The sequence below is a fragment of the Streptomyces sp. M2CJ-2 genome (genome assembly GCF_016757295.1).
In the GTDB taxonomy this organism is placed as follows: Bacteria; Actinomycetota; Actinomycetes; order Streptomycetales; family Streptomycetaceae; genus Streptomyces.
On record NZ_JAESIF010000024.1, the window covers coordinates 50,069 to 67,384 of the forward strand.

18 protein-coding genes and 1 tRNA gene are annotated in these 17,316 nt (G+C 71.8%); 8 read left to right on the forward strand and 11 right to left on the reverse strand.

The features are described 5' to 3' along the window. Positions 1-128: 128 nt before the first annotated feature. On the forward strand, positions 129-1,106 hold the full coding sequence (locus JL475_RS19560; protein WP_202279075.1) for a PAC2 family protein: 978 nt from the start codon (positions 129-131) through the stop codon (positions 1,104-1,106). A gap of 74 nt (positions 1,107-1,180) precedes the next feature. Here the strand turns inward: JL475_RS19560 and mshC are convergent, their stop codons facing one another. From mshC to JL475_RS19580, 4 genes are all read right to left on the reverse strand, one after another. After that, the gene (mshC, locus tag JL475_RS19565; protein WP_202279076.1) at positions 1,181-2,410 is read right to left on the reverse strand and encodes a cysteine--1-D-myo-inosityl 2-amino-2-deoxy-alpha-D-glucopyranoside ligase; all 1,230 of its coding nucleotides are present in this window, start codon (positions 2,408-2,410) and stop codon (positions 1,181-1,183) included. Between the two features lie 165 nt (positions 2,411-2,575). Beyond that, positions 2,576-3,376, reverse strand: coding sequence for an SCO1664 family protein (locus tag JL475_RS19570; RefSeq protein WP_307825106.1), 801 nt, complete (start codon positions 3,374-3,376; stop codon positions 2,576-2,578). After that, positions 3,373-3,963 (reverse strand): DUF3090 domain-containing protein, encoded by a 591-nt coding sequence (locus JL475_RS19575; RefSeq protein ID WP_202279078.1) that lies wholly within the window; start codon positions 3,961-3,963, stop codon positions 3,373-3,375. Before JL475_RS19575 ends, JL475_RS19570 begins: the two co-directional genes overlap by 4 nt. 129 nt (positions 3,964-4,092) lie before the next feature. Beyond that, positions 4,093-4,779: a histidine phosphatase family protein gene (locus JL475_RS19580; RefSeq protein WP_202279079.1), complete on the reverse strand. Its 687-nt coding sequence runs from the start codon at positions 4,777-4,779 to the stop codon at positions 4,093-4,095. A gap of 98 nt (positions 4,780-4,877) precedes the next feature. Between JL475_RS19580 and corA the strand changes: the two genes are divergently transcribed. Then, the gene (gene corA / locus JL475_RS19585) at positions 4,878-5,873 is read left to right on the forward strand and encodes a magnesium/cobalt transporter CorA (protein ID WP_202279080.1); all 996 of its coding nucleotides are present in this window, start codon (positions 4,878-4,880) and stop codon (positions 5,871-5,873) included. Between the two features lie 30 nt (positions 5,874-5,903). Here the strand turns inward: corA and JL475_RS19590 are convergent, their stop codons facing one another. Both JL475_RS19590 and JL475_RS19595 read right to left on the reverse strand, forming a co-directional pair. After that, positions 5,904-6,692: a ferritin-like domain-containing protein gene (locus JL475_RS19590; protein WP_202279081.1), complete on the reverse strand. Its 789-nt coding sequence runs from the start codon at positions 6,690-6,692 to the stop codon at positions 5,904-5,906. A 272-nt stretch (positions 6,693-6,964) separates the two neighbouring features. Further along, entirely contained in the window at positions 6,965-8,020 is a 1,056-nt protein-coding gene (locus tag JL475_RS19595; protein WP_202279082.1) for an LLM class F420-dependent oxidoreductase, read from the reverse strand. A 178-nt stretch (positions 8,021-8,198) separates the two neighbouring features. Here JL475_RS19595 and JL475_RS19600 point away from each other — a divergent pair, with 178 nt between their 5' ends. Continuing rightward, positions 8,199-9,185: an aldo/keto reductase gene (locus JL475_RS19600; RefSeq protein WP_202279083.1), complete on the forward strand. Its 987-nt coding sequence runs from the start codon at positions 8,199-8,201 to the stop codon at positions 9,183-9,185. After that, the gene (locus tag JL475_RS19605; RefSeq protein WP_202279084.1) at positions 9,182-11,377 is read left to right on the forward strand and encodes a helix-hairpin-helix domain-containing protein; all 2,196 of its coding nucleotides are present in this window, start codon (positions 9,182-9,184) and stop codon (positions 11,375-11,377) included. The genes JL475_RS19600 and JL475_RS19605 overlap by 4 nt, the downstream gene beginning before the upstream one ends. A gap of 90 nt (positions 11,378-11,467) precedes the next feature. Here JL475_RS19605 and JL475_RS19610 read toward each other — a convergent pair whose 3' ends face one another. Beyond that, complete coding sequence (locus JL475_RS19610; protein ID WP_202279085.1) at positions 11,468-12,169, reverse strand: hypothetical protein; 702 nt, start codon at positions 12,167-12,169, stop codon at positions 11,468-11,470. A gap of 47 nt (positions 12,170-12,216) precedes the next feature. Here JL475_RS19610 and JL475_RS19615 point away from each other — a divergent pair, with 47 nt between their 5' ends. After that, on the forward strand, positions 12,217-12,405 hold the full coding sequence (locus JL475_RS19615; RefSeq protein ID WP_020276814.1) for a DUF5703 family protein: 189 nt from the start codon (positions 12,217-12,219) through the stop codon (positions 12,403-12,405). An 81-nt stretch (positions 12,406-12,486) separates the two neighbouring features. Here the strand turns inward: JL475_RS19615 and JL475_RS19620 are convergent, their stop codons facing one another. The 3 genes from JL475_RS19620 to JL475_RS19630 all read right to left on the reverse strand — a co-directional run bounded on the left by JL475_RS19620 (position 12,487) and on the right by JL475_RS19630 (position 15,089). Further along, a complete protein-coding gene (locus JL475_RS19620) occupies positions 12,487-13,215 on the reverse strand; it encodes a chaplin (RefSeq protein ID WP_202279086.1) in 729 nt (242 codons plus the stop codon). Between the two features lie 165 nt (positions 13,216-13,380). Further along, the gene (gene chpH, locus JL475_RS19625; protein WP_202279087.1) at positions 13,381-13,614 is read right to left on the reverse strand and encodes a chaplin ChpH; all 234 of its coding nucleotides are present in this window, start codon (positions 13,612-13,614) and stop codon (positions 13,381-13,383) included. A 149-nt stretch (positions 13,615-13,763) separates the two neighbouring features. Beyond that, a complete protein-coding gene (locus tag JL475_RS19630) occupies positions 13,764-15,089 on the reverse strand; it encodes a M20/M25/M40 family metallo-hydrolase (protein WP_202279088.1) in 1,326 nt (441 codons plus the stop codon). Positions 15,090-15,298: 209 nt separating this feature from the next. On the opposite strand from JL475_RS19630, the gene JL475_RS19635 reads away from it, so the two are divergent. After that, positions 15,299-15,386, forward strand: a tRNA-Leu gene (locus JL475_RS19635). Positions 15,387-15,510: 124 nt separating this feature from the next. Next, positions 15,511-15,930, forward strand: coding sequence for a YchJ family protein (locus JL475_RS19640; protein ID WP_202279089.1), 420 nt, complete (start codon positions 15,511-15,513; stop codon positions 15,928-15,930). 6 nt (positions 15,931-15,936) lie between these two features. Here JL475_RS19640 and JL475_RS19645 read toward each other — a convergent pair whose 3' ends face one another. After that, positions 15,937-16,638 (reverse strand): FadR/GntR family transcriptional regulator, encoded by a 702-nt coding sequence (locus JL475_RS19645; RefSeq protein ID WP_202279090.1) that lies wholly within the window; start codon positions 16,636-16,638, stop codon positions 15,937-15,939. A gap of 136 nt (positions 16,639-16,774) precedes the next feature. Between JL475_RS19645 and JL475_RS19650 the strand changes: the two genes are divergently transcribed. Next, positions 16,775-17,293: a gluconokinase gene (locus JL475_RS19650; RefSeq protein WP_202279091.1), complete on the forward strand. Its 519-nt coding sequence runs from the start codon at positions 16,775-16,777 to the stop codon at positions 17,291-17,293. Positions 17,294-17,316: the final 23 nt, after the last annotated feature.

Below are 17,316 nucleotides of genomic sequence, written 5' to 3' on the forward strand. Positions count from 1 at the left end.
CGCGGGGTGTTTCCGGGGGCCTCCCAGGGCAGTCTTCGGTCATTCCCCTAGCAAGGGGGCTGCGTACGCCCCCTTGGCACGCCGTAAGGTTGGTGCGTACGCGAGGGCACGTCGGAAGGAGGCGCTGGGTGATCGAGCTCGAGGGGGTTCCCGAGCTGATCGACCCGGTCATGGTGGCCGCGTTCGAGGGCTGGAACGACGCCGGCGACGCCGCCTCCACCGCGGTCGCGCATCTGGACAGGGAATGGAAGGGCGAGGTGTTCGCGGCGCTGGACGCCGAGGACTACTACGACTTCCAGGTGAACCGGCCCACGGTGTTCATGGACGGCGGGGTCCGCAAGGTCACCTGGCCGACGACGCGGTTGTCGGTGGTCCGGATCGGCGGCGACAAGCCACGCGATCTGGTGCTGGTCCGCGGTATCGAACCGTCCATGCGCTGGCGCTCGTTCTGCAACGAGCTGCTGGGGTTCGCCCATGAACTCGGGGTGGAGATGGTGGTCGTCCTGGGCGCCCTGCTCGGTGACACCCCGCACACCCGTCCGGTCCCGGTCAGCGGGACCACGTCCGATCCGGACCTGGCCCGCCGTATGGATCTGGAGGAGACCAAGTACGAGGGCCCCACAGGGATCGTCGGAATCCTCCAGGAGGCGTGTACGCACGCCGGTGTCCCGGCGGTCTCGCTGTGGGCGGCGGTCCCGCACTACGTGTCGCAGCCGCCCAACCCGAAGGCGACGCTGGCCCTCCTGAACCGGCTCGAGGACCTGATCGACGTGCGCATCCCGCTGGGCGAACTGTCCGAGGACGCGCGCGCCTGGCAGGTGGGAGTGGACCAACTGGCCGCCGAGGACAGCGAGGTCGCCGAGTACGTCCAGTCGTTGGAGGAGGCCCGGGACACCGCCGAACTTCCGGAGGCGTCGGGCGAAGCGATCGCCCGCGAGTTCGAGCGCTATCTGCGCCGCCGTGACGGTGGGTCCGGCCCGTCGCAGCCCGGTGGGCACGCCACGGCCGACGGCGCGGACGGCCCGTCGTTCCGGCGGGAGGGTCCGGGCAGCCGGCCCCGCCCGCCGAAGCCGGACGCGGACGGCCAGGACTCCTCGGAGGACTGACCGGCACGAGGGGGCGCCCCGTCCATGGACGGGGCGCCCCCTCGTTCGTCCGCTCCTGCTGTGGTGCGCCGCGGCTACAGTGCCACGCCGAGCAGGGCGTCCACCGCGCGGGAGACGATGCCGGGCGCGCCCGCGTCCGTGCCGCCGTCCTGCTCCTGGGCCACGGCCCAGCGGTCGACGGCGGCCAGGGCGGCCGGGGCGTCCAGGTCGTTGGACAGGGCTTCGCGGATCTCCTCCACGAGCGCCTCGGCGGGCGGGCCGTCGGGGCGGGAGACGGCGGCCCGCCAGTGTCCGAGCCGGGTCTCGGCGTCCAGGAGGACCTGGTCCGTCCATTCCCAGTCGGCGCGGTAGTGGTGGGCGAGCAGCGCCAGCCGGATCGCCGCCGGATCGCCGCCGTCGCGTCGCAGTCGGGACACGAAGACCAGGTTGCCCTTGGACTTGGACATCTTCTCGCCGTGCAGGGCGACCATGCCGGCGTGGACGTACGCCTTGGCCATGGGGAACTCGCCGGTGAGCACCTGGGCGTGCGAGGCGCCCATCTCGTGGTGCGGGAAGACCAGGTCGGAACCGCCGCCCTGGACGTCGAAACCCATGCCCAGATGGTCGAGGGCGATGGCCACACACTCGATGTGCCAGCCGGGCCGGCCCCTGCCGAGCGATCCGCCGTCCCAGCTGGGTTCGCCCGCGCGGGCGGCCATCCAGAGCATCGGGTCGAGGGGGTTCTTCTTGCCCGGACGGTCCGGGTCGCCGCCGCGTTCGGCGGACAGCAGCCGCATGGCGGCCGCGTCGAGGTTCGAGACCCGCCCGAAGTTCGGGTCGGACTCCACGGAGAAGTAGACGTCGCCCTCGAGTTCGTACGCCGCGCCGAGGTCGCGCAGTCGTTCGACGAGCGGGACGATGCCGGGTATCGCCTCCACCGCGCCTATGTACTGCTGCGGCGGCAGCATCCGCAGGGCCGTCATGTCCTCGCGGAAGAGCCGGGTCTCCTGCTCGGCGAGCTCGGCCCAGTCGACGCCGTCCCGCTCGGCCCGCTCCAGCAGCGGGTCGTCGATGTCGGTGACGTTCTGGACGTAGTGAACCTGCCGCTTGGTGTCGAGCCACACGCGCTGCACGAGGTCGAACGCGTTGTACGTCGCGGCGTGTCCGATGTGGGTGGCGTCGTACGGGGTGATGCCGCAGACGTAGATACGGGCGACGGGGCCGGGGTCGAGCGGGGTCAGGCCCCCGGTCGCGGTGTCGTGGATCCTCAGGTCGCGCCCCTGACCGGGAAGGGCGGGGACCTCGGAAGCGGGCCAGGCATGCATCTCATGAGCGTAACCGGACCGCGGTCCCCAATACGAACCGGAGCAGCTCGGACGACCGAGAAGGCACTCTTGCGCACCGCCGCCGGACGTACCCCGTCGCGCGGGAGCCGCGTGCCGACGCTCGGGTCGGCAGCCGACGGTCGGGTCAGATGTGTGGCGCTCGGGTCAGACGGGTGGCCAGGGAATCGCCGGCCACCGACCGCCCGGCTGCGGATGGGCTCCGGAGGCGAGCAGGGACGCCACCCGCGCGCGGGTCGCGTCGATCTCCGCGCGGGTGATCAGCGGGGCCAGCGAGGCGGCCAGCGCGCCGCCTTCGGCGAGTGCCTTCCCGAGGATCTCGAGGACGTCGCGTGCCTCCTCGGTCAGCGGTTCCCCCGCCCAGCCCCACAGCAGGGTGCGCAGCTTGTCCTCGGCGTTGAAGGTGACCCCGTGGTCGATGCCGTAGAGCCGGCCGTCCCGCGTGGGCAGAAGGTGCCCGCCCTTGCGGTCGGCGTTGTTGATCACCGCGTCGAGCACGGCCAGCCGCCGCAGCCGTACGTCGTCGGCGTGCACGAGCAGCGCGGTGCGTCCCTCGCCCACCTCGGCGAACCCGACCGCCCTCCAGCCGGGTCCGGGCTCCTCCCGGTCCACCAGCGCGAGCAGTTCCGCCTCCGGCGTGGCGTCGATCCACAGCTGGCACATGCCCTCGCCGTGCGGCCCGTCCCGCAGCACCGTGGGCGGCACCAGCCCCCAGCCGGTCGCCTCGGAGACCTGGTACGCCGCGACCTCGCGCCCGGCGAGCGTCCCGTCGGGGAAGTCCCACAGGGGGCGCTCCCCCGCGACGGGCTTGTAGACGCAGGCGGCCTCGCGGCCCTCGTGGGTCACGGTGCAGTACAGCGCCGCGTTCGACGCCTCACGGATGCGTCCGCGTACGGTCAGCTCGCCCTCGGCGAGCAGCACCGCGTCGGCGGGGTCGGCGGTGGTCACGCCCCGCGGCGGTATCCGTTCTGGCGCGGACATACGTGTCCTTCCGGGTCGAGGGGGAGGCTGCACAGCGGGCACGGCGGCCGTCCCGCGTTGACGACGTCGAGGGCGCGCTTGGCGAAGGCACGGGCCTGGACTCCGGTGAGCCGGACCCGGAGCATCGGGGGCCCGTTCTCCTCGTCCTGGAGCAGCCTCTCCTCCGCCTCGGCGAGGTCCTCCTCGGACTCGGCGTCCAGTTCGACGAGTGCCTGCGCCTCGACGATCATGCACTCCTCCTCGCCGTCCCAGGCGAGGGCCATGGTGCCGACACGGAACTCCTCCTCCACCGGGGCGTCCAGCGGGGCGGTGTCGGCGATCTCGGCCGGTGCCACGGCGGGCACCGCGGCGCTGCCCCCGCTACGGCGTACGACCTCGTCGAGCAGTTCGTCCATGCGCTCGGCGAGCGCGGCGACCTGGGTCTTCTCCAGAGCCACGCTGGTCACCCGGGAGCCGGCTGAGGCCTGGAGGAAGAACGTACGGCGCCCTGGCAGTCCGACCGTGCCGGCCACGAAACGTTCCGGTTGGTCGTAGAGGAACACCTGACGGGACACGTCCTGTCTCCATTGAGAGTTGTGGGTACGGGTATCAGTCGTCATTGCTGCAATAGCTGCAATCGCTGCAACCGCTGCGATGTCCGGCACGGCGCTGCTGCGACCGCTTCACCCTACTGCGGCCGACGATCACGGTGCGCCCGCACCGCCCCCGACCGGGGCGTCGTCGGCGGGCGGTTCCTCGCGCGGCACCAGGGAGGCGAAGTCACCGGTGTCGCCGAGCCGGACGAGGTAGGGGCGCAGCCGTGTGTAGCGGATCGCGGTGATGGAACACGGCTCGACGGAGACCCGCTGAAAGAGGTCGAGATGAAGTCCGAGCGCGTCCGCGACGAGGGACTTGATGATGTCCCCGTGCGAGCACATGAGGTACACGGCGTCGGGGCCGTGATCGCGTTCCACGCGCGCGTTCCACTCGCGCACCGCCTCGGCGGCGCGTGTCTGCATGGCGCGCATGGACTCCCCGCCGGGGAAGGCGGCCGCCGACGGATGGGCCTGCACCACCTCCATGAGGGGTTCGTCCTTCAGTTCGGCGAGCTTGCGGCCGGTCCAGTCGCCGTAGTGGCACTCCCCGATGCGTTCGTCGGTGTGGGCGGTGAGGCCGGGCCGGGCCCTCAGCAGTGGCTGGATCGTCTCCTGGCAGCGCTGGAGAGGGCTGGCGACGATCTCGGAGAGGGGCAGTTCGGCGAGCCATCCGGGCAGTGCGGCGGCCTGCGCGGCCCCGCGTTCGTCCAGGGCGACGCCGGGCGACCAGCCGGCGAGCAGTCCCTCGGTGTTGGCGGTGGATCGTCCGTGCCGGACCAGGAGCAACGTGGGCATGCGGACCAGGGTAGGCGCACGCACGGGTGTGCCGTCAGGTGCTGTGCCGGGTGTGCCCGCGGTGGTGCCGGCCGACCGGGGAAGGGAGATCGCGTTCCGTGATCGTCGACTGTGCCATCCACCGGGACGGGCACCGTACGGAGAGGACCGCGGGCTTCTCCGACGCGTTGGAGGAGGCCCGGGGTGCGGGGGGTTTCGTCTGGATCGGGCTGCACGAGCCGGCGGCGGACGAGTTCGCCCTGGTCTCCCAGGAGTTCGGCCTTCATCCGCTCGCGGTCGAGGACGCGCTCAAGGCGCATCAGCGGCCCAAGCTGGAGGTGTACGACGACTCGCTGTTCATGGTCATCAAGCCGGTCGAGTACGAGCCGAACGGCGACATCGTCTCCACCGGCGAGATCATGATCTTCCTGGGTGACTCGTTCGTGGTGACCGTCCGGCACGGTGAGGGCTCCCCGTTGAAGGCCGTACGCAGCCGGCTGGAGCACGAACCGGAGCTGCTGGGCAAGGGACCGACGTCGGTGGTGTACGCGATCTCCGACGCCGCCGTCGACCACTATCTCGTCGTGGCGACCGAGCTTCAGACCGACCTGGAGGAACTGGAGGCGGAGGTCTTCTCTCCGGAGGGCGCCTCCACCCGGCTCACTGCGTCCCGGATCTACACCTTCAAGCGGCAGGTCCTGGAGTTCCGCCGGGCGACCGGGCCCCTGACACCGCCGATGGCCCGGCTGGCGGAGCCGGGCGCGTTCGGTGCGACGGTGCCCTTCGTGTCCAAGAAGGCGCAGCCCTTCTTCCGTGACGTGCACGATCACCTCACGCGTGTGAACGATTCCGTGGAGGGGATGGACCGGCTGGTCTCGGACATCCTCTCGGCGCATCTGGCCCAGGTGAGCGTCCGTCAGAACGACGACATGCGGAAGATCTCCGCGTGGGCGGCCATGGCCGCGGTCCCCACCATGCTCGCGGGGATCTACGGCATGAACTTCGAGCACATGCCGGAACTGCGGTGGGAGTGGTCCTATCCGGTGATAATCCTGGTGATGGCCGCGCTGGAGGTGCTCCTGTACCGGTTGTTCAAGCGGCGCGGATGGATGTAGCGGGGCGGGAGGCGGTCCCGTCCAAGGGGGTCAGGCGAACTCGGGCGCGGTGCTCGCGGGGCCGCCCAGGGCGTTGCGGCGTTCCGGCATCCTCAGGGAGACCATGCGGCGCCAGCCGCCCAGGCGCTCGTAGGCGTACACCGCGTGGATGCCGGCCGCCAGGAGCGCCCCTCTGGTCCGGGACCAGCCGAGGATGTCTCCCATCCGGGCCATCACCGCGAGGCTGACGTCGCGGTGGACGCGGATCTCGGTGAGCGCGCACGCGCGCAGGGTGCGCTGGATGGCGCGGCCGTGCCCGGCGTACGCGAGGCGCAGCAGTTCCTCGTGGCAGTAGGCGAGGTGGTTGTCCTCGTCGTGGGAGATCATCGTGACGGCGCGGCCGAGTTCGGGGTGGTCGGCGAAGTGCTTGCGGAGCAGTTCCATCTGCTCGGAGGCGCGCTGCTCGGTGACGCGGCTGTGCGCGAGGTAGGTGACGATGTCCTGGACGGTGAGCGGTTCGTCGCGCCTGAGCTTGTCGTGCGCCAGGCCGATGCCGCTCCGCTCGAGGAGCACGGTGTAGTCGGTCTCGGGCGGGACGGGGACCGGTCGCACGCCGCGCTTCTTCATCAGGGCGTCGAAGATGCGGCCGTGCTTGTCCTCGTCGGCGCCGTGCCTGGTGATCTTGGGGGCGAGTGCGCGCTGGCTCTCGGGAACCAGGGCCGCGATCCGGGCGTTCTCCCAGCCGCCCTGCGACTCGCCGCTGGCGGCGATGGAGCAGAACAGCGCGAAGGAGTCGTCGTCGTCGAGGATCTCCTGGAACAGACTCTTGGCCGACAGCATCTTGGGCCCCTCTCCGCAACGATTCCGCACGTTCCGTGGTCCGGTGGTTCCGTGGTCCGCGAAGAACGAGTCAATTGCGAGGAGGCGCGCACGGCAACAGGTGCGCCCGACGACTCCGCCAGAAGGAGGACCGGTGCGGGAACGCGGAGGCGTAACCGGAGGGGGCCGCCGGGCGTTGTGGTGGGTGACGGCCGTGGCGGGGAGGACCCCCGAGCCCCCGCCACGGTCGTGGAAACTTCGCGTGCGGCGCCCGGCGCGCCCCCGGACAGGGCCTATGCGAGGCCCGCGCGCTCCAGCGCCTCGGTGCCGGCGCGCAGGGAGGCGAGGCGCTCGTCGAGCGTGAAGCCCGCGGGGGCGAGGGTGAGGGTGGTGACCCCCGCTGCCGCATAGGCCTTCATCCGGTCCGCGATGCGGTCCACGGAGCCGAGCAGTGTCGTGGAGTCGATCAGGTCGTGCGGCACGGCCGCGGCGGCGCCCTGCTTGTCGCCCGACAGGTACTTGTCCTGGATCTCGGCGGCTTCCCGCTCGTAGCCCATGCGCCCGGCGAGCTGGTTGTAGAAGTTCTGCTTGCGGCTGCCCATGCCCCCGACGTACAGCGCGGTGTAGGGACGGAAGGTGTCGGCGAGGGCGGCGACGTCCTTGTCGTCGCCCACGGCGAGCGGGAGCGTGGGGCAGACGTCGAAGCCGTCGAGGGTCTTGCCAGCCTTCTCGCGGCCCGCCCTGATGTGCTTGACGGCGGTGTCCTCCAGGTGGTCGGCGGAGGGGAAGATCAGCAGCGCGCCGTCGGCGATCTCACCGGTCTGCTCGAGGTTCTTCGGGCCGATCGCGGCGATGTAGAGGGGGATGTGCTCGCGCTGCGGGTGCACGGTGAGCTTGATGGGCTTGCCCGGACCACCGGGCAGGGGCAGGGTCCAGTGCTCACCGTCGTGGGAGAGACGCTCGCGCGTCATGGCCTTGCGGACGATCTCGACGTACTCGCGGGTCCGCGCGAGGGGCTTGTCGAACTTGACGCCGTACCAGCCCTCGGAGACCTGCGGGCCGGACACGCCGAGACCGAGGCGGAACCGGCCGCCGGAGAGGGAGTCGAGGGTGGCGGCGGTCATCGCGGTCATCGCGGGCTGTCGGGCCGGGATCTGGAAGATGGCCGAACCCACGTCGATCCGCTCGGTCTGGGCGGCGACCCAGGTGAGCACGGTGGCCGCGTCGGAGCCGTAGGCCTCGGCGGCCCAGCAGACCGCGTATCCCAGGCGGTCGGCCTCCTGCGCCACGGCGAGGTTGTCCGAGTCCATTCCGGCACCCCAGTAGCCGAGGTTGATCCCGAGCTGCATGACCCTCTCCCCTTACTCATCAGTAACGTCGCTTGCGGTGACCCTATACCCCCGGCGGCCGGGCCGGGGGGCGGTGCCGCGCCCCGGGAGTCCGGGCCCGGGGGACCTGGGCAACTCGGGGAAAACGGTTGTCCACAGGCACCCACACCGCAGGTGTCGGCCAGTAATCTCGGCGTTCATGGAGCAGAGGCATCTCGGCCGTACCGGCCTGCGCGTGTCCCGCATCGGTCTCGGGACCCTGACCTGGGGTCGGGACACCGACGAGCACGACGCCGCGGACCTCTTGAAGACGTTCTGGGAAGCGGGCGGGACCCTCGTCGACACCGCCGACGTGTACGGCGACGGGGAGGCCGAGTACCTGCTGGGGCAGCTCATGGACGGGCTGGTGCCGCGCCGGGACCTCGTCATCTCGACGAAGGCCGGGAGCGTACCGGACCCGGAGCGCAGATTCGACGGCTCACGCGGTCATCTGCTCTCCGCCCTGGACGCCTCGCTCGCCCGTCTCGGCACCGATCACGTCGACGTGTGGCACGTCCATGCCTACGACCCCTCCACCCCGCTGGACGAGACGCTCCAGGCCCTCGACATCGCCGTCGCCAGCGGGCGTGCCCGCTATGCCGGGGTGTCCAACTTCTGCGGCTGGCAGCTGGCCAAGGCGGCGACCTGGCAGCTTGCCGCGCCGGGGATGCGGGCCCGGCTGGCGAGCACCCAGATGGAGTACTCGCTGCTCCAGCGGGGCGTGGAGCGGGAGGTGCTGCCGGCGGCCGTCGACACGGGGATCGGGATCCTGCCGTCCTCGCCGCTCGGGCGGGGCGTGCTGACCGGCAAGTACCGGGGCGACGCCTTGCCGCCGGACTCGCGGGGTGCCTCCGAGCACATGGCGCCGTTCGTCGCGCCGTATCTCGACGACACGGCGAGCAGGATCGTGGACGCCGTGACCACGGCGGCGGACGGGCTCGCCGTGACCGCGCTCCAGGTCGCCCTCGCGTGGGTGCGGGACCGGCCGGGCGTGGCCGCTCCCATCGTCGGCGCGCGCAACGCGCGGCAGCTCGCGGCGGCACTGTCAGTGGAGGCGCTTAGTCTTCCTGACGAGATCTGCCGGGCGCTCGACGACGTGTCGGCGCCCGTGCACCGCTATCCCGATCACGACTGGAGCACGCTGTGAGCACGGAGCCGTCCGAGACCGCGGAGGACGCCGAGCCGGGGACGCCGGACGAGCCGACTCGGACCGAACGGGCCGGGGCGGAGGCCGACCCGGCCGAGCAGGGCGGGGACGCGGCCGAGGGGCGGCAGGTGTCCGAGGCCGAGGCCGAGTTGCTCGCGCAGCGGGCCGAGCGGGAGCGGATCGAGCGGCGGAAGGCGGAGCGGCGGGAGCCGATCGAGGCCGGCGCCAAGCTGAGCGGCCGGGCGGCCGATCTGCTCGCCGCCGTGCGGGCCGTGGAGAGCGGCGAGAAACCGGTGGCCGCCGTGTTCGAGGAGGCGGCGCCCGCGCCGCGGCGGCCCGCTCCCGAACCGGCGCGACCGGCGCCGCCGGTGACCGTCGAGGCGGCCCCCGCCACCGAAGTGGTCGCGGCCGTACGCGCGGTGCTGGCCCGGGGCGGTGCACCCGAGACGCTCGCCGCACAGACCGCCGGAGCGCTGGGTGAGGGGGCCGCGGAAGCCCTGCGCGCCGATCCGTGGCAGCTGCTGCGGGTGACCGGTGTACGGCCCGCGCAGGCGGACGGGTTCGCCCGCGCGCTGCTCGGCTCCGCTGCCGGACCCGACGACGCGCGGCGGGTGCGCGCCGTGACCGGGTGGCTGCTGGAGCAGGCCGCGGCGGCCGGGCACACCGCGTTGGAGATGTCCGTGCTGACCGCCGCCCTCGATCAGCAGGGGGTGCCGGATTCCGAGGAGGCCGTGCGGAACGCGATCTCGGACGGTGACGTCCTCGTCTTCCAGGACCCGATGCCGGAGGCGGGCGTTCCGGTACCGCAGCGGGGCGGTGCCGGAGCCCAGGAGCGCGAGGACGGAGCGGACGAGGCGCGGCCCGTCAGGGTCCTCGTGGGGCTGGAGCGGTACGCGATGGCCGAGGAGAGCCTCGCCGACGGCCTGGCCCGGCTCGTCGGCTCCGCTCCCCGGCAGGACGCTCCGGGTGCCGAGTGGGAGCGGGTTGCCGCCTCGGCGGGCGGCTCCGGGGGTGAGCTGATCCGCGCGGTCGCCGGCCACGGCCTCGTCCTGCACACCGGTGGGCAGGCGTCCCTCGCCGAGCCGGCGGCCCTGCTGCGGGCGGCGCACGGGCTCGGACTGCGCGCCTGGGCCGCCGCACACGGTCCGACCGGGCGCGCCCGGTTCGCGGCCCTGCTGGAGGCCGCCGCGACCGGGGGTGCCGGGGTGGCCGACGATGCCGGAGCCGAGGGCCCCGGGGTCGCCACCGTCGCCGGGCTGCTGTCCGGTGCCGAGGGGCCGGGGCGGGACGCCGACGGGGCGCTGCGGCTGGACCTGCTCGTCGTCCTGGACGCTCCCCAGCTGGACGTCGAGGCGGCCGCGCTGGTCACGGAGTCGCTGCCGGACGGTGCCCGGCTGGTGCTGGCCGGGGACCCGGGGGTGCTGTGGTCCGTCGGTCCGGGACGGGTGTTCGCCGATCTGCTGGCGGCGCGCGTCTGCCCGCAGATCGCCTCCCGGCGGCCGGATCCGGGGCCGCTGGGCGAACTGGTCTCCGGTATCAGCGTCGGTGAGCTGAACCAGGTGGCGGCGCCCGGCAAGGAGGTCGTCATCGTGCCGGTGCGGGATGCGGGCGAGGCCGTGCACCGGACCGTGCAGCTCGTGGTGGACTCGGTGCCGCGCGCGATCGGGGTGCCGGCCGAGGAGACGCAGGTGATCACCCCGGGGCACGGGGGCGCGGTGGGCACGCGCGCGCTGAACGCCGCGTTGAAGGAGCGGCTCAATCCGGGGCCGGGGCGCTTCGGCGGATTCGACCCGGGTGACCGGATCGCCTACTCCCCCGCCCGGGGCCGTACGGTGCCGGGCCGGGTGGTGCAGGCCGACGCCGACGGCCTGCACCTGTCCTGCGCGGGCGAGGCCGTCGTCGTGCCGCAGGAGCGCGTGGAGCAGTCCGTACGGCACGGCTGGGCGCTGACCGCGCACCAGGCCGCGGGGTGCCGGTGGCCCGCGGTGGTCGTGGTGCTGCCGGGCGATGCCGTTCCGGCGTTGAGCCGGCCCTGGGTGTACACCGCGTTCAGCCGGGCGGACCGCCATCTGTCCGTGGTGCACGGGGTGGAGCAGGCGCTGCCGCACGCCGTGGCGGAGGTGGCGGCCAAGCCCCGGACGACCCGGCTCCCGGTGCTGCTGGCGCCTCAGATCCCGGCAGCGGCCGGCTGACTCCCGCCCCTCGACGGCGACGGCGGTGACACCGAGGGTGTCACCGCCGTCGCCGTGCATCCGGACCCCGGGACCGGGGCCCGGGACCGGTCAGCGATCCACGTCCAGGGGCTCCAGGTCCTCGTCCTCGTCCGGGATCCGTACCTGCCGGACCTCGAGGTCGCCGTCCCTGTCGTCGAGGTCGTCGTCCAGGTCCTCGTCGAAGACCGCGCTGACGTCGAAGCGGCACACGACCCGGGCCGGGTCCACCTGCTCGAACGGGGCCGCCAGCCATTCACCGGGCTCCGCCGGTTCGTCCGATGCCGTCACCCAGAGCGTGGAGTCCCCCTCCTCCAGGCCGAACTCCTTGTGCCGGGATGCGATCTCGTCCGGTTCGAACTCGCCGAACAGGACGCCGAGCGCGCCGTGGACGGTGTCCGAGGCGTCCGAGCCCTCCTCGCCGTCCGCCGCCTCGACCCGCTGGGCGTGCGCCAGCAGCCGCTGTGGCTCCACGACGGCGTAGTCGCGACGGATCAGCACGCTCAGCGCGTTCGGCTCCTCCGGTCCGGTGTAGGGCGGCAGGGCGTCCTCCGCCCCGGGGATCTCGAAGGGCGTCACCTCGTCGTGGCGGTCGTAGAGCAGTTCGTCGTACGCCTCAGCGGCCACGGCCAGCTCGTTGAACGCCTCGTAGACGGCCGGGTCGTCCTCACCCGACCGGCGCTCGACCGCGGCCAGGTGGCGGTCGAGCGCGGTCTTGACCGCCTCGGCGGCGGCGCGTACCTCGGCAGCGGTGGGCTGCGCAGCATCAGACATAGTGCAGACGCTATCCGTACCGGGGCCCAGCACGCACAATAGATGCGATGCCGGAATACGAATTTGTCGACGTGTACGTACCGCGCGGGGTTTCCCGCAAGGAGGCGGCACGTCTGCTGACGGACCACGCAGAGTACGGTCACTGGGAGTTGGACCGTCTGAGCCTGCTGCGCGACGGCAGCCGCAAGGTGCGGTTGCGGCGGCGGATCATCCGCCAGGTACGTGCGACCTGGTGAGCCCGGGCCGCCTGTCGACAGCTACGAGATCACCCATGGAGTGGGCCCCGCGATCGCGGGGCCCACTCCATGTGACTGGTGTCACGCAGCAGCCCGCGCCTTGCGGTAGAGGACCGCTCCGGCGAGCAGCGCGCCCGCGCCGACCGGCAGGGCGAGGCCCATCGGCAGCTCGCTGCCGGTGCGGGCGAGCTGCGCTTCGGCCTGGGGCACGGCGACGGACCGGGGGCCCGGCTGGTTGTCCTGCGAGGGGTCGGCCGGGGTCTCGTCGCGCGGAGCGGACGGCGTGCTCGGTTCGTCACCGGGCTCCTGTGGCTTCGCCGGGGTGCCCTGGTCGCCGTTGGCGCAGTCGTCGCCCGTGGCGGCGTTGCCGGCGCCGATGACGTCGACGCTGTTGCCGCAGACGTTCACCGGGATGTGGATCGGCGCCTGGATCTGGTTGCCGGAGAGCACACCGGGCGAGCCTGCGGTGTGTCCGTCGGCGTGCGCGCCTCCGTGGCTGCCGGAGTCACGGTGGTCGCCGGACTCGCCCTGGCCGGCCGAGGTGGAACCACCCTGGTCGGCGCAGGAGTTCCCCACGGACGGGTTGAGGACGCCGACGACGTCGACGGTGTTGCCGCAGACGTTGACCGGCACGTGCACCGGCGCCTGCACCGTGTTCCCGGAGAGCACGCCGGGCGAACCCACGGCGGCGCCCTGCGCGCCGGAGTCGGCGTGGGCGACCCCGCCCGCGGCGGCGACCCCGCCCGCGGCGGCGATCACGCCGGTGGCGGCGGCCACGGTCATCAGGCCCTTGCGGGTGACCTGTCGCATAGTTGAAATTCCTGCCTTCGACCTCGTGCCGGGAATTCCGTCCGTCGGATTCCCGGTGTTGCGACGTTCTGCGAGACCGGTCGGCCCCGGAGCGCATGGCGCGCGCCCCGGGGCCGACGAGCTCAAACACTGGAAAATGCTTGCCCTAAGGGGCGAGGCACAACGTCACTGGTTGACGCAGACGTTGCCGACGGCGGGGTTCAGCAGCCCGATCACGGAGACCGTGTTGCCGCAGACGTTCACCGGGACGTGCACCGGGGCCTGAACGACGTTGCCCGAGAGAACACCCGAGGAGTGCACGGCGGCACCCTGGGCACCGGAATCGGCGGCGGCCATGCCCGCACCCGCGAGAACCAGTCCACCGGTGGCGGCGGCGACAGCGACGACCTTCTTGATCATTATTCCTCCTCGTTGGCAATGCGATCCCAAGTCGCGGATCACATCACGGGTAACGAGGAAGGAGTAATGAGGCTACGAGCTTATCTTCGCATTCACTCTTCCCGGTCAACTCCGCACGTCTGCACGATTGTTGGAAATGCCGAAATGCCTCAGGACGCGTCCAGGAACCGGTCGAGCACCCGCACGCCGAACTTCAGGCCGTCCACCGGCACCCGCTCGTCGACCCCGTGGAACATGCCGGCGAAGTCCAGCTCCGGCGGCAGCTTCAGCGGGGCGAAGCCGAAGCAGCGGATACCGAGGTCGTCGAAGGACTTGGCGTCGGTGCCGCCGGAGAGCATGTATGGCACCGCCCGCGCGATCGGGTCCTCGGCGCCGAGCGCCAGCTGCATGGCGTCGACGAGCCGGCCGTCGAAGTCGGTCTCCAGCGCCTTGTCGGCGTGCACGTCCTCCCGCCTCACCCGCGGGCCGAGGATGCGGTCCAGGTCGGCCAGGAACTCCTCCTCGTATCCGGGCAGGAAACGGCCGTCGACGTGGGCGGTGGCCTGGCCGGGGATGACGTTGACCTTGTAGCCGGCGCCGAGCATGGTGGGCGCCGCCGAGTTGCGCAGCGTGGTGCCGATCATGCGGGCGATGCCACCGAGCTTGGGGAGGGTCTCCTCCATGTTCTCCGGGTCGAGCTCGGTGCCGAGCGCGTCGGAGAGCTCGTCCAGGAAGGCCCGTACGGTCTTGGTGACCCGTACCGGCCACTTGTGCCGGCCGAGCCGGGCCACCGCCTCGCTGAGTTCGGTGATCGCGTTGTCGTCGTTGGTCATCGAGCCGTGGCCCGCCGTGCCGTCGACGGTGAGCCGCATCCAGTGCATGCCCTTCTCGGCGGTCTCGACGAGATAGAGGCGCAGCTTCTCGTTGACGGTGAAGGAGAACCCGCCCACCTCGCCGATCGCCTCGGTGACGCCCTCGAACAGCTCGGGGTGCTTGTGGACCAGGTGCTTGGCGCCGTAGGTGCCGCCGGCCTCCTCGTCGGCGAGGAAGGCGAGGACGACGTCGCGCGGGGGCTTGCGTCCGCTGCGCATGCGGTCGCGGACGACGGCCAGCGTCATCGCGTCCATGTCCTTCATGTCGACGGCGCCGCGCCCCCACACGCAGCCGTCGGCGATCTCGCCGGAGAAGGGGTGATGGGTCCAGTCCGCCGCATTGGCCGGTACGACGTCGGTGTGGCCGTGGATCAGCAGCGCGGGCCGCGAGGGGTCCTCCCCCTCGATACGGGCCACGGTGGAGGCGCGGCCCTTGTGGGACTCGAAGATCTGCGGTTCCAGGCCCACCTCGGCGAGCTTCTCGGCGACGTACTCGGCCGCCTTGCGCTCGCCGGGGCCCGAGTGGTCGCCGTAGTTGCTGGTGTCGATCCGGATCAGGTCGCGGCAGAGGTCCACGACCTCGTCCTCGCCGGTGACGCCCTTGGCCGTGTCCGTCACGCTCACGTGGTTCCTCCCGCTGTCGCTGCTGGTGGGTCCCCCTCATCCTCTCCCCTGGACGCGTCCGTCCCAAGACCGGACCCGGCCCGTCACACGGCGTTCACGCCGGGACGGAGCAAGCCCGGCAACGCGCCCACCGGGGTGATCAGCCACCCCGGAAAGCCTGGTAATGTTTACTTCGTCGCAGCGGGGGAAACCCGCGCGTCAGACACCTTGTCCGGGTGGCGGAATGGCAGACGCGCTAGCTTGAGGTGCTAGTGCCCTTTATCGGGCGTGGGGGTTCAAGTCCCCCCTCGGACACCAGTGAGAACGCTGAAGGGCCCTTGATTCTCAAGGGCCCTTCAGCGTTGCCCGGCCGGCCGGGTCGGCACGTCAGGCACAGCCCGTCCCGCACACCGGGCTTCCGCTTCGACGACGACAGGACAGAATGGTCGCCATGACCACGCGTTCCTGCCCCTGCGGGCTGCCCGAGGCGTACGAGGCTTGCTGCGGGCGGTACCTCCCCCAGTCTCGGCTCCGCTCGACCGGGGGGACCCCCACGGATGCCGCCGCCGCGCCAACCGCCGAGAAGCTCATGCGGTCGCGGTACTGCGCCTTCGTGCGGCTGGACGCCGGTTATCTGCTGCGGACCTGGCATCCGCGGACGCGGCCGGAGCTGGTCGACCTCGATCCCGGGATGCGGTGGACCGGGCTGGAGATCCTGGACACCGACGGCGGGTCCGCCTTCCACTCCACCGGGACGGTGACCTTCCGGGCGTCCTACCGGGGTGGCTCACTGCACGAGCGCAGCCGGTTCGAGCGGGTCGGCGGGGCGTGGGTGTACGTCAACGGGGATTTCCTGAGCTGACGTCACTCAGGGCGCCAGGATGTCCAGTTCCTCGAGTGCGCCGACCGTGATCTGACGGGTCAGCTCCTCCGCGCGGACGGCGTCGCGCTCGCGGACCGCCTCCGCGACCTGGACGTGCAGCGTGACGGCGGCCGGGTCCGGGTCGTCGAACATCACGTCGTGGTGCGTGCGGCCGGCCAGGACCTCGGCGACGACGTCGCCGAGGCGGGCGAACATCTCGTTGCCGGACGCGGTGAGGATCACGCGGTGGAAGGCCATGTCGTGGACGAGGTAGCCCTCCAGCTTGTGGCCGCGGGAGTTGGCGACCATGCCGATGGCGCACTCGGTGAGCTCGGCGCACTGCTCGGCGGTGGCACGGCGGGCGGCCAGGCCCGCCGCGACCGGTTCGATCGCCGAGCGCAGCACCGTGAGCGAGCGCAGCTGCCGGGGGCGGTCCGCGCCGGCCAGGCGCCACCGGATGACCTGGGGGTCGTAGACGTTCCACTCGCAGGTCGGCAGGACCGTCACGCCGACGCGGCGCCGGGACTCGACCAGATGCATGGACTCCAGCACGCGGACCACCTCGCGCATCACGGAGCGCGACACGTCGAAGCGCTGGGCGAGTTCGTCGGTGCGCAGGACGCTGCCCGGCGGGTATTCGCCCGCGGTGATCTCGGGGCCGAGGGTGTCCAGTACACGGCCGTGCAGTCCCCGGCCCGTTGCGCTCATGGACACAGAGTACGGGGCAGATCACAGAAGAGAAAAGTCAGACGTTTGCGTCACACACTCTTGTATTCGTCTTACCAATAGGTTTCAGTTGCCTCGACATCACGTGTCAACGAAGACATAAGACAGTGAGGCAGCGATGAACACCCCCCATGTCGTCGTGGTCATGGGCGTCGCGGGCACCGGCAAGACCACCATCGGTCCCCTGCTCGCGACCCGGTTCGACGTCCCGTACGCCGAGGCCGACGAGTTCCACCCGGAAGCCAACATCGCCAAGATGTCGGCCGGTACCCCGCTCACCGACGAGGACCGACTGCCCTGGCTGGATGCCATTGGTGACTGGGCTCGCGGGCGGGTCGGTCTCGGAGGGGTCGTCAGCTGCTCGGCGCTGAAGCGCTCGTACCGCGACCGGCTGCGGGCCGCCGCGCCCGGCGTGGTCTTCGTGCACCTCACCGGTGACCGCGCGCTCATCGAGGACCGGATGTCGCACCGCGAGGGGCACTTCATGCCCACGGCCCTGCTCGACTCCCAGTTCGCCACGCTCCAGCCGCTGGAGCCGGACGAGGTGGGAACCGCCGTGGACGTGACGGGCAGCCCGGAGGAGATCACCGAGCGGGCGGTCACCGCCCTCGAGGGCCTCTCCGAGCCGGCTCCGTAGGTCCCGCCCCGGACCCCGCATTC

Excerpts from the sequence above, each read along its gene's own strand:
- JL475_RS19600 (WP_202279083.1), top strand. The coding sequence starts at position 8,199 with ATGGAGCAGAGGCATCTCGGCCGTACCGGCCTGCGCGTGTCCCGCATC.
- chpH (WP_202279087.1), bottom strand. The coding sequence starts at position 13,614 with ATGATCAAGAAGGTCGTCGCTGTCGCCGCCGCCACCGGTGGACTGGTT.
- JL475_RS19610 (WP_202279085.1), bottom strand. The coding sequence starts at position 12,169 with ATGTCTGATGCTGCGCAGCCCACCGCTGCCGAGGTACGCGCCGCCGCC.
- JL475_RS19620 (WP_202279086.1), bottom strand. The coding sequence starts at position 13,215 with ATGCGACAGGTCACCCGCAAGGGCCTGATGACCGTGGCCGCCGCCACC.
- JL475_RS19640 (WP_202279089.1), top strand. The coding sequence starts at position 15,511 with ATGGTCGCCATGACCACGCGTTCCTGCCCCTGCGGGCTGCCCGAGGCG.
- mshC (WP_202279076.1), bottom strand. The coding sequence starts at position 2,410 with ATGCATGCCTGGCCCGCTTCCGAGGTCCCCGCCCTTCCCGGTCAGGGG.
- JL475_RS19595 (WP_202279082.1), bottom strand. The coding sequence starts at position 8,020 with ATGCAGCTCGGGATCAACCTCGGCTACTGGGGTGCCGGAATGGACTCG.
- JL475_RS19615 (WP_020276814.1), top strand. The coding sequence starts at position 12,217 with ATGCCGGAATACGAATTTGTCGACGTGTACGTACCGCGCGGGGTTTCC.
- JL475_RS19590 (WP_202279081.1), bottom strand. The coding sequence starts at position 6,692 with ATGCTGTCGGCCAAGAGTCTGTTCCAGGAGATCCTCGACGACGACGAC.
- JL475_RS19580 (WP_202279079.1), bottom strand. The coding sequence starts at position 4,779 with ATGCCCACGTTGCTCCTGGTCCGGCACGGACGATCCACCGCCAACACC.
- JL475_RS19650 (WP_202279091.1), top strand. The coding sequence starts at position 16,775 with ATGAACACCCCCCATGTCGTCGTGGTCATGGGCGTCGCGGGCACCGGC.
- JL475_RS19645 (WP_202279090.1), bottom strand. The coding sequence starts at position 16,638 with ATGAGCGCAACGGGCCGGGGACTGCACGGCCGTGTACTGGACACCCTC.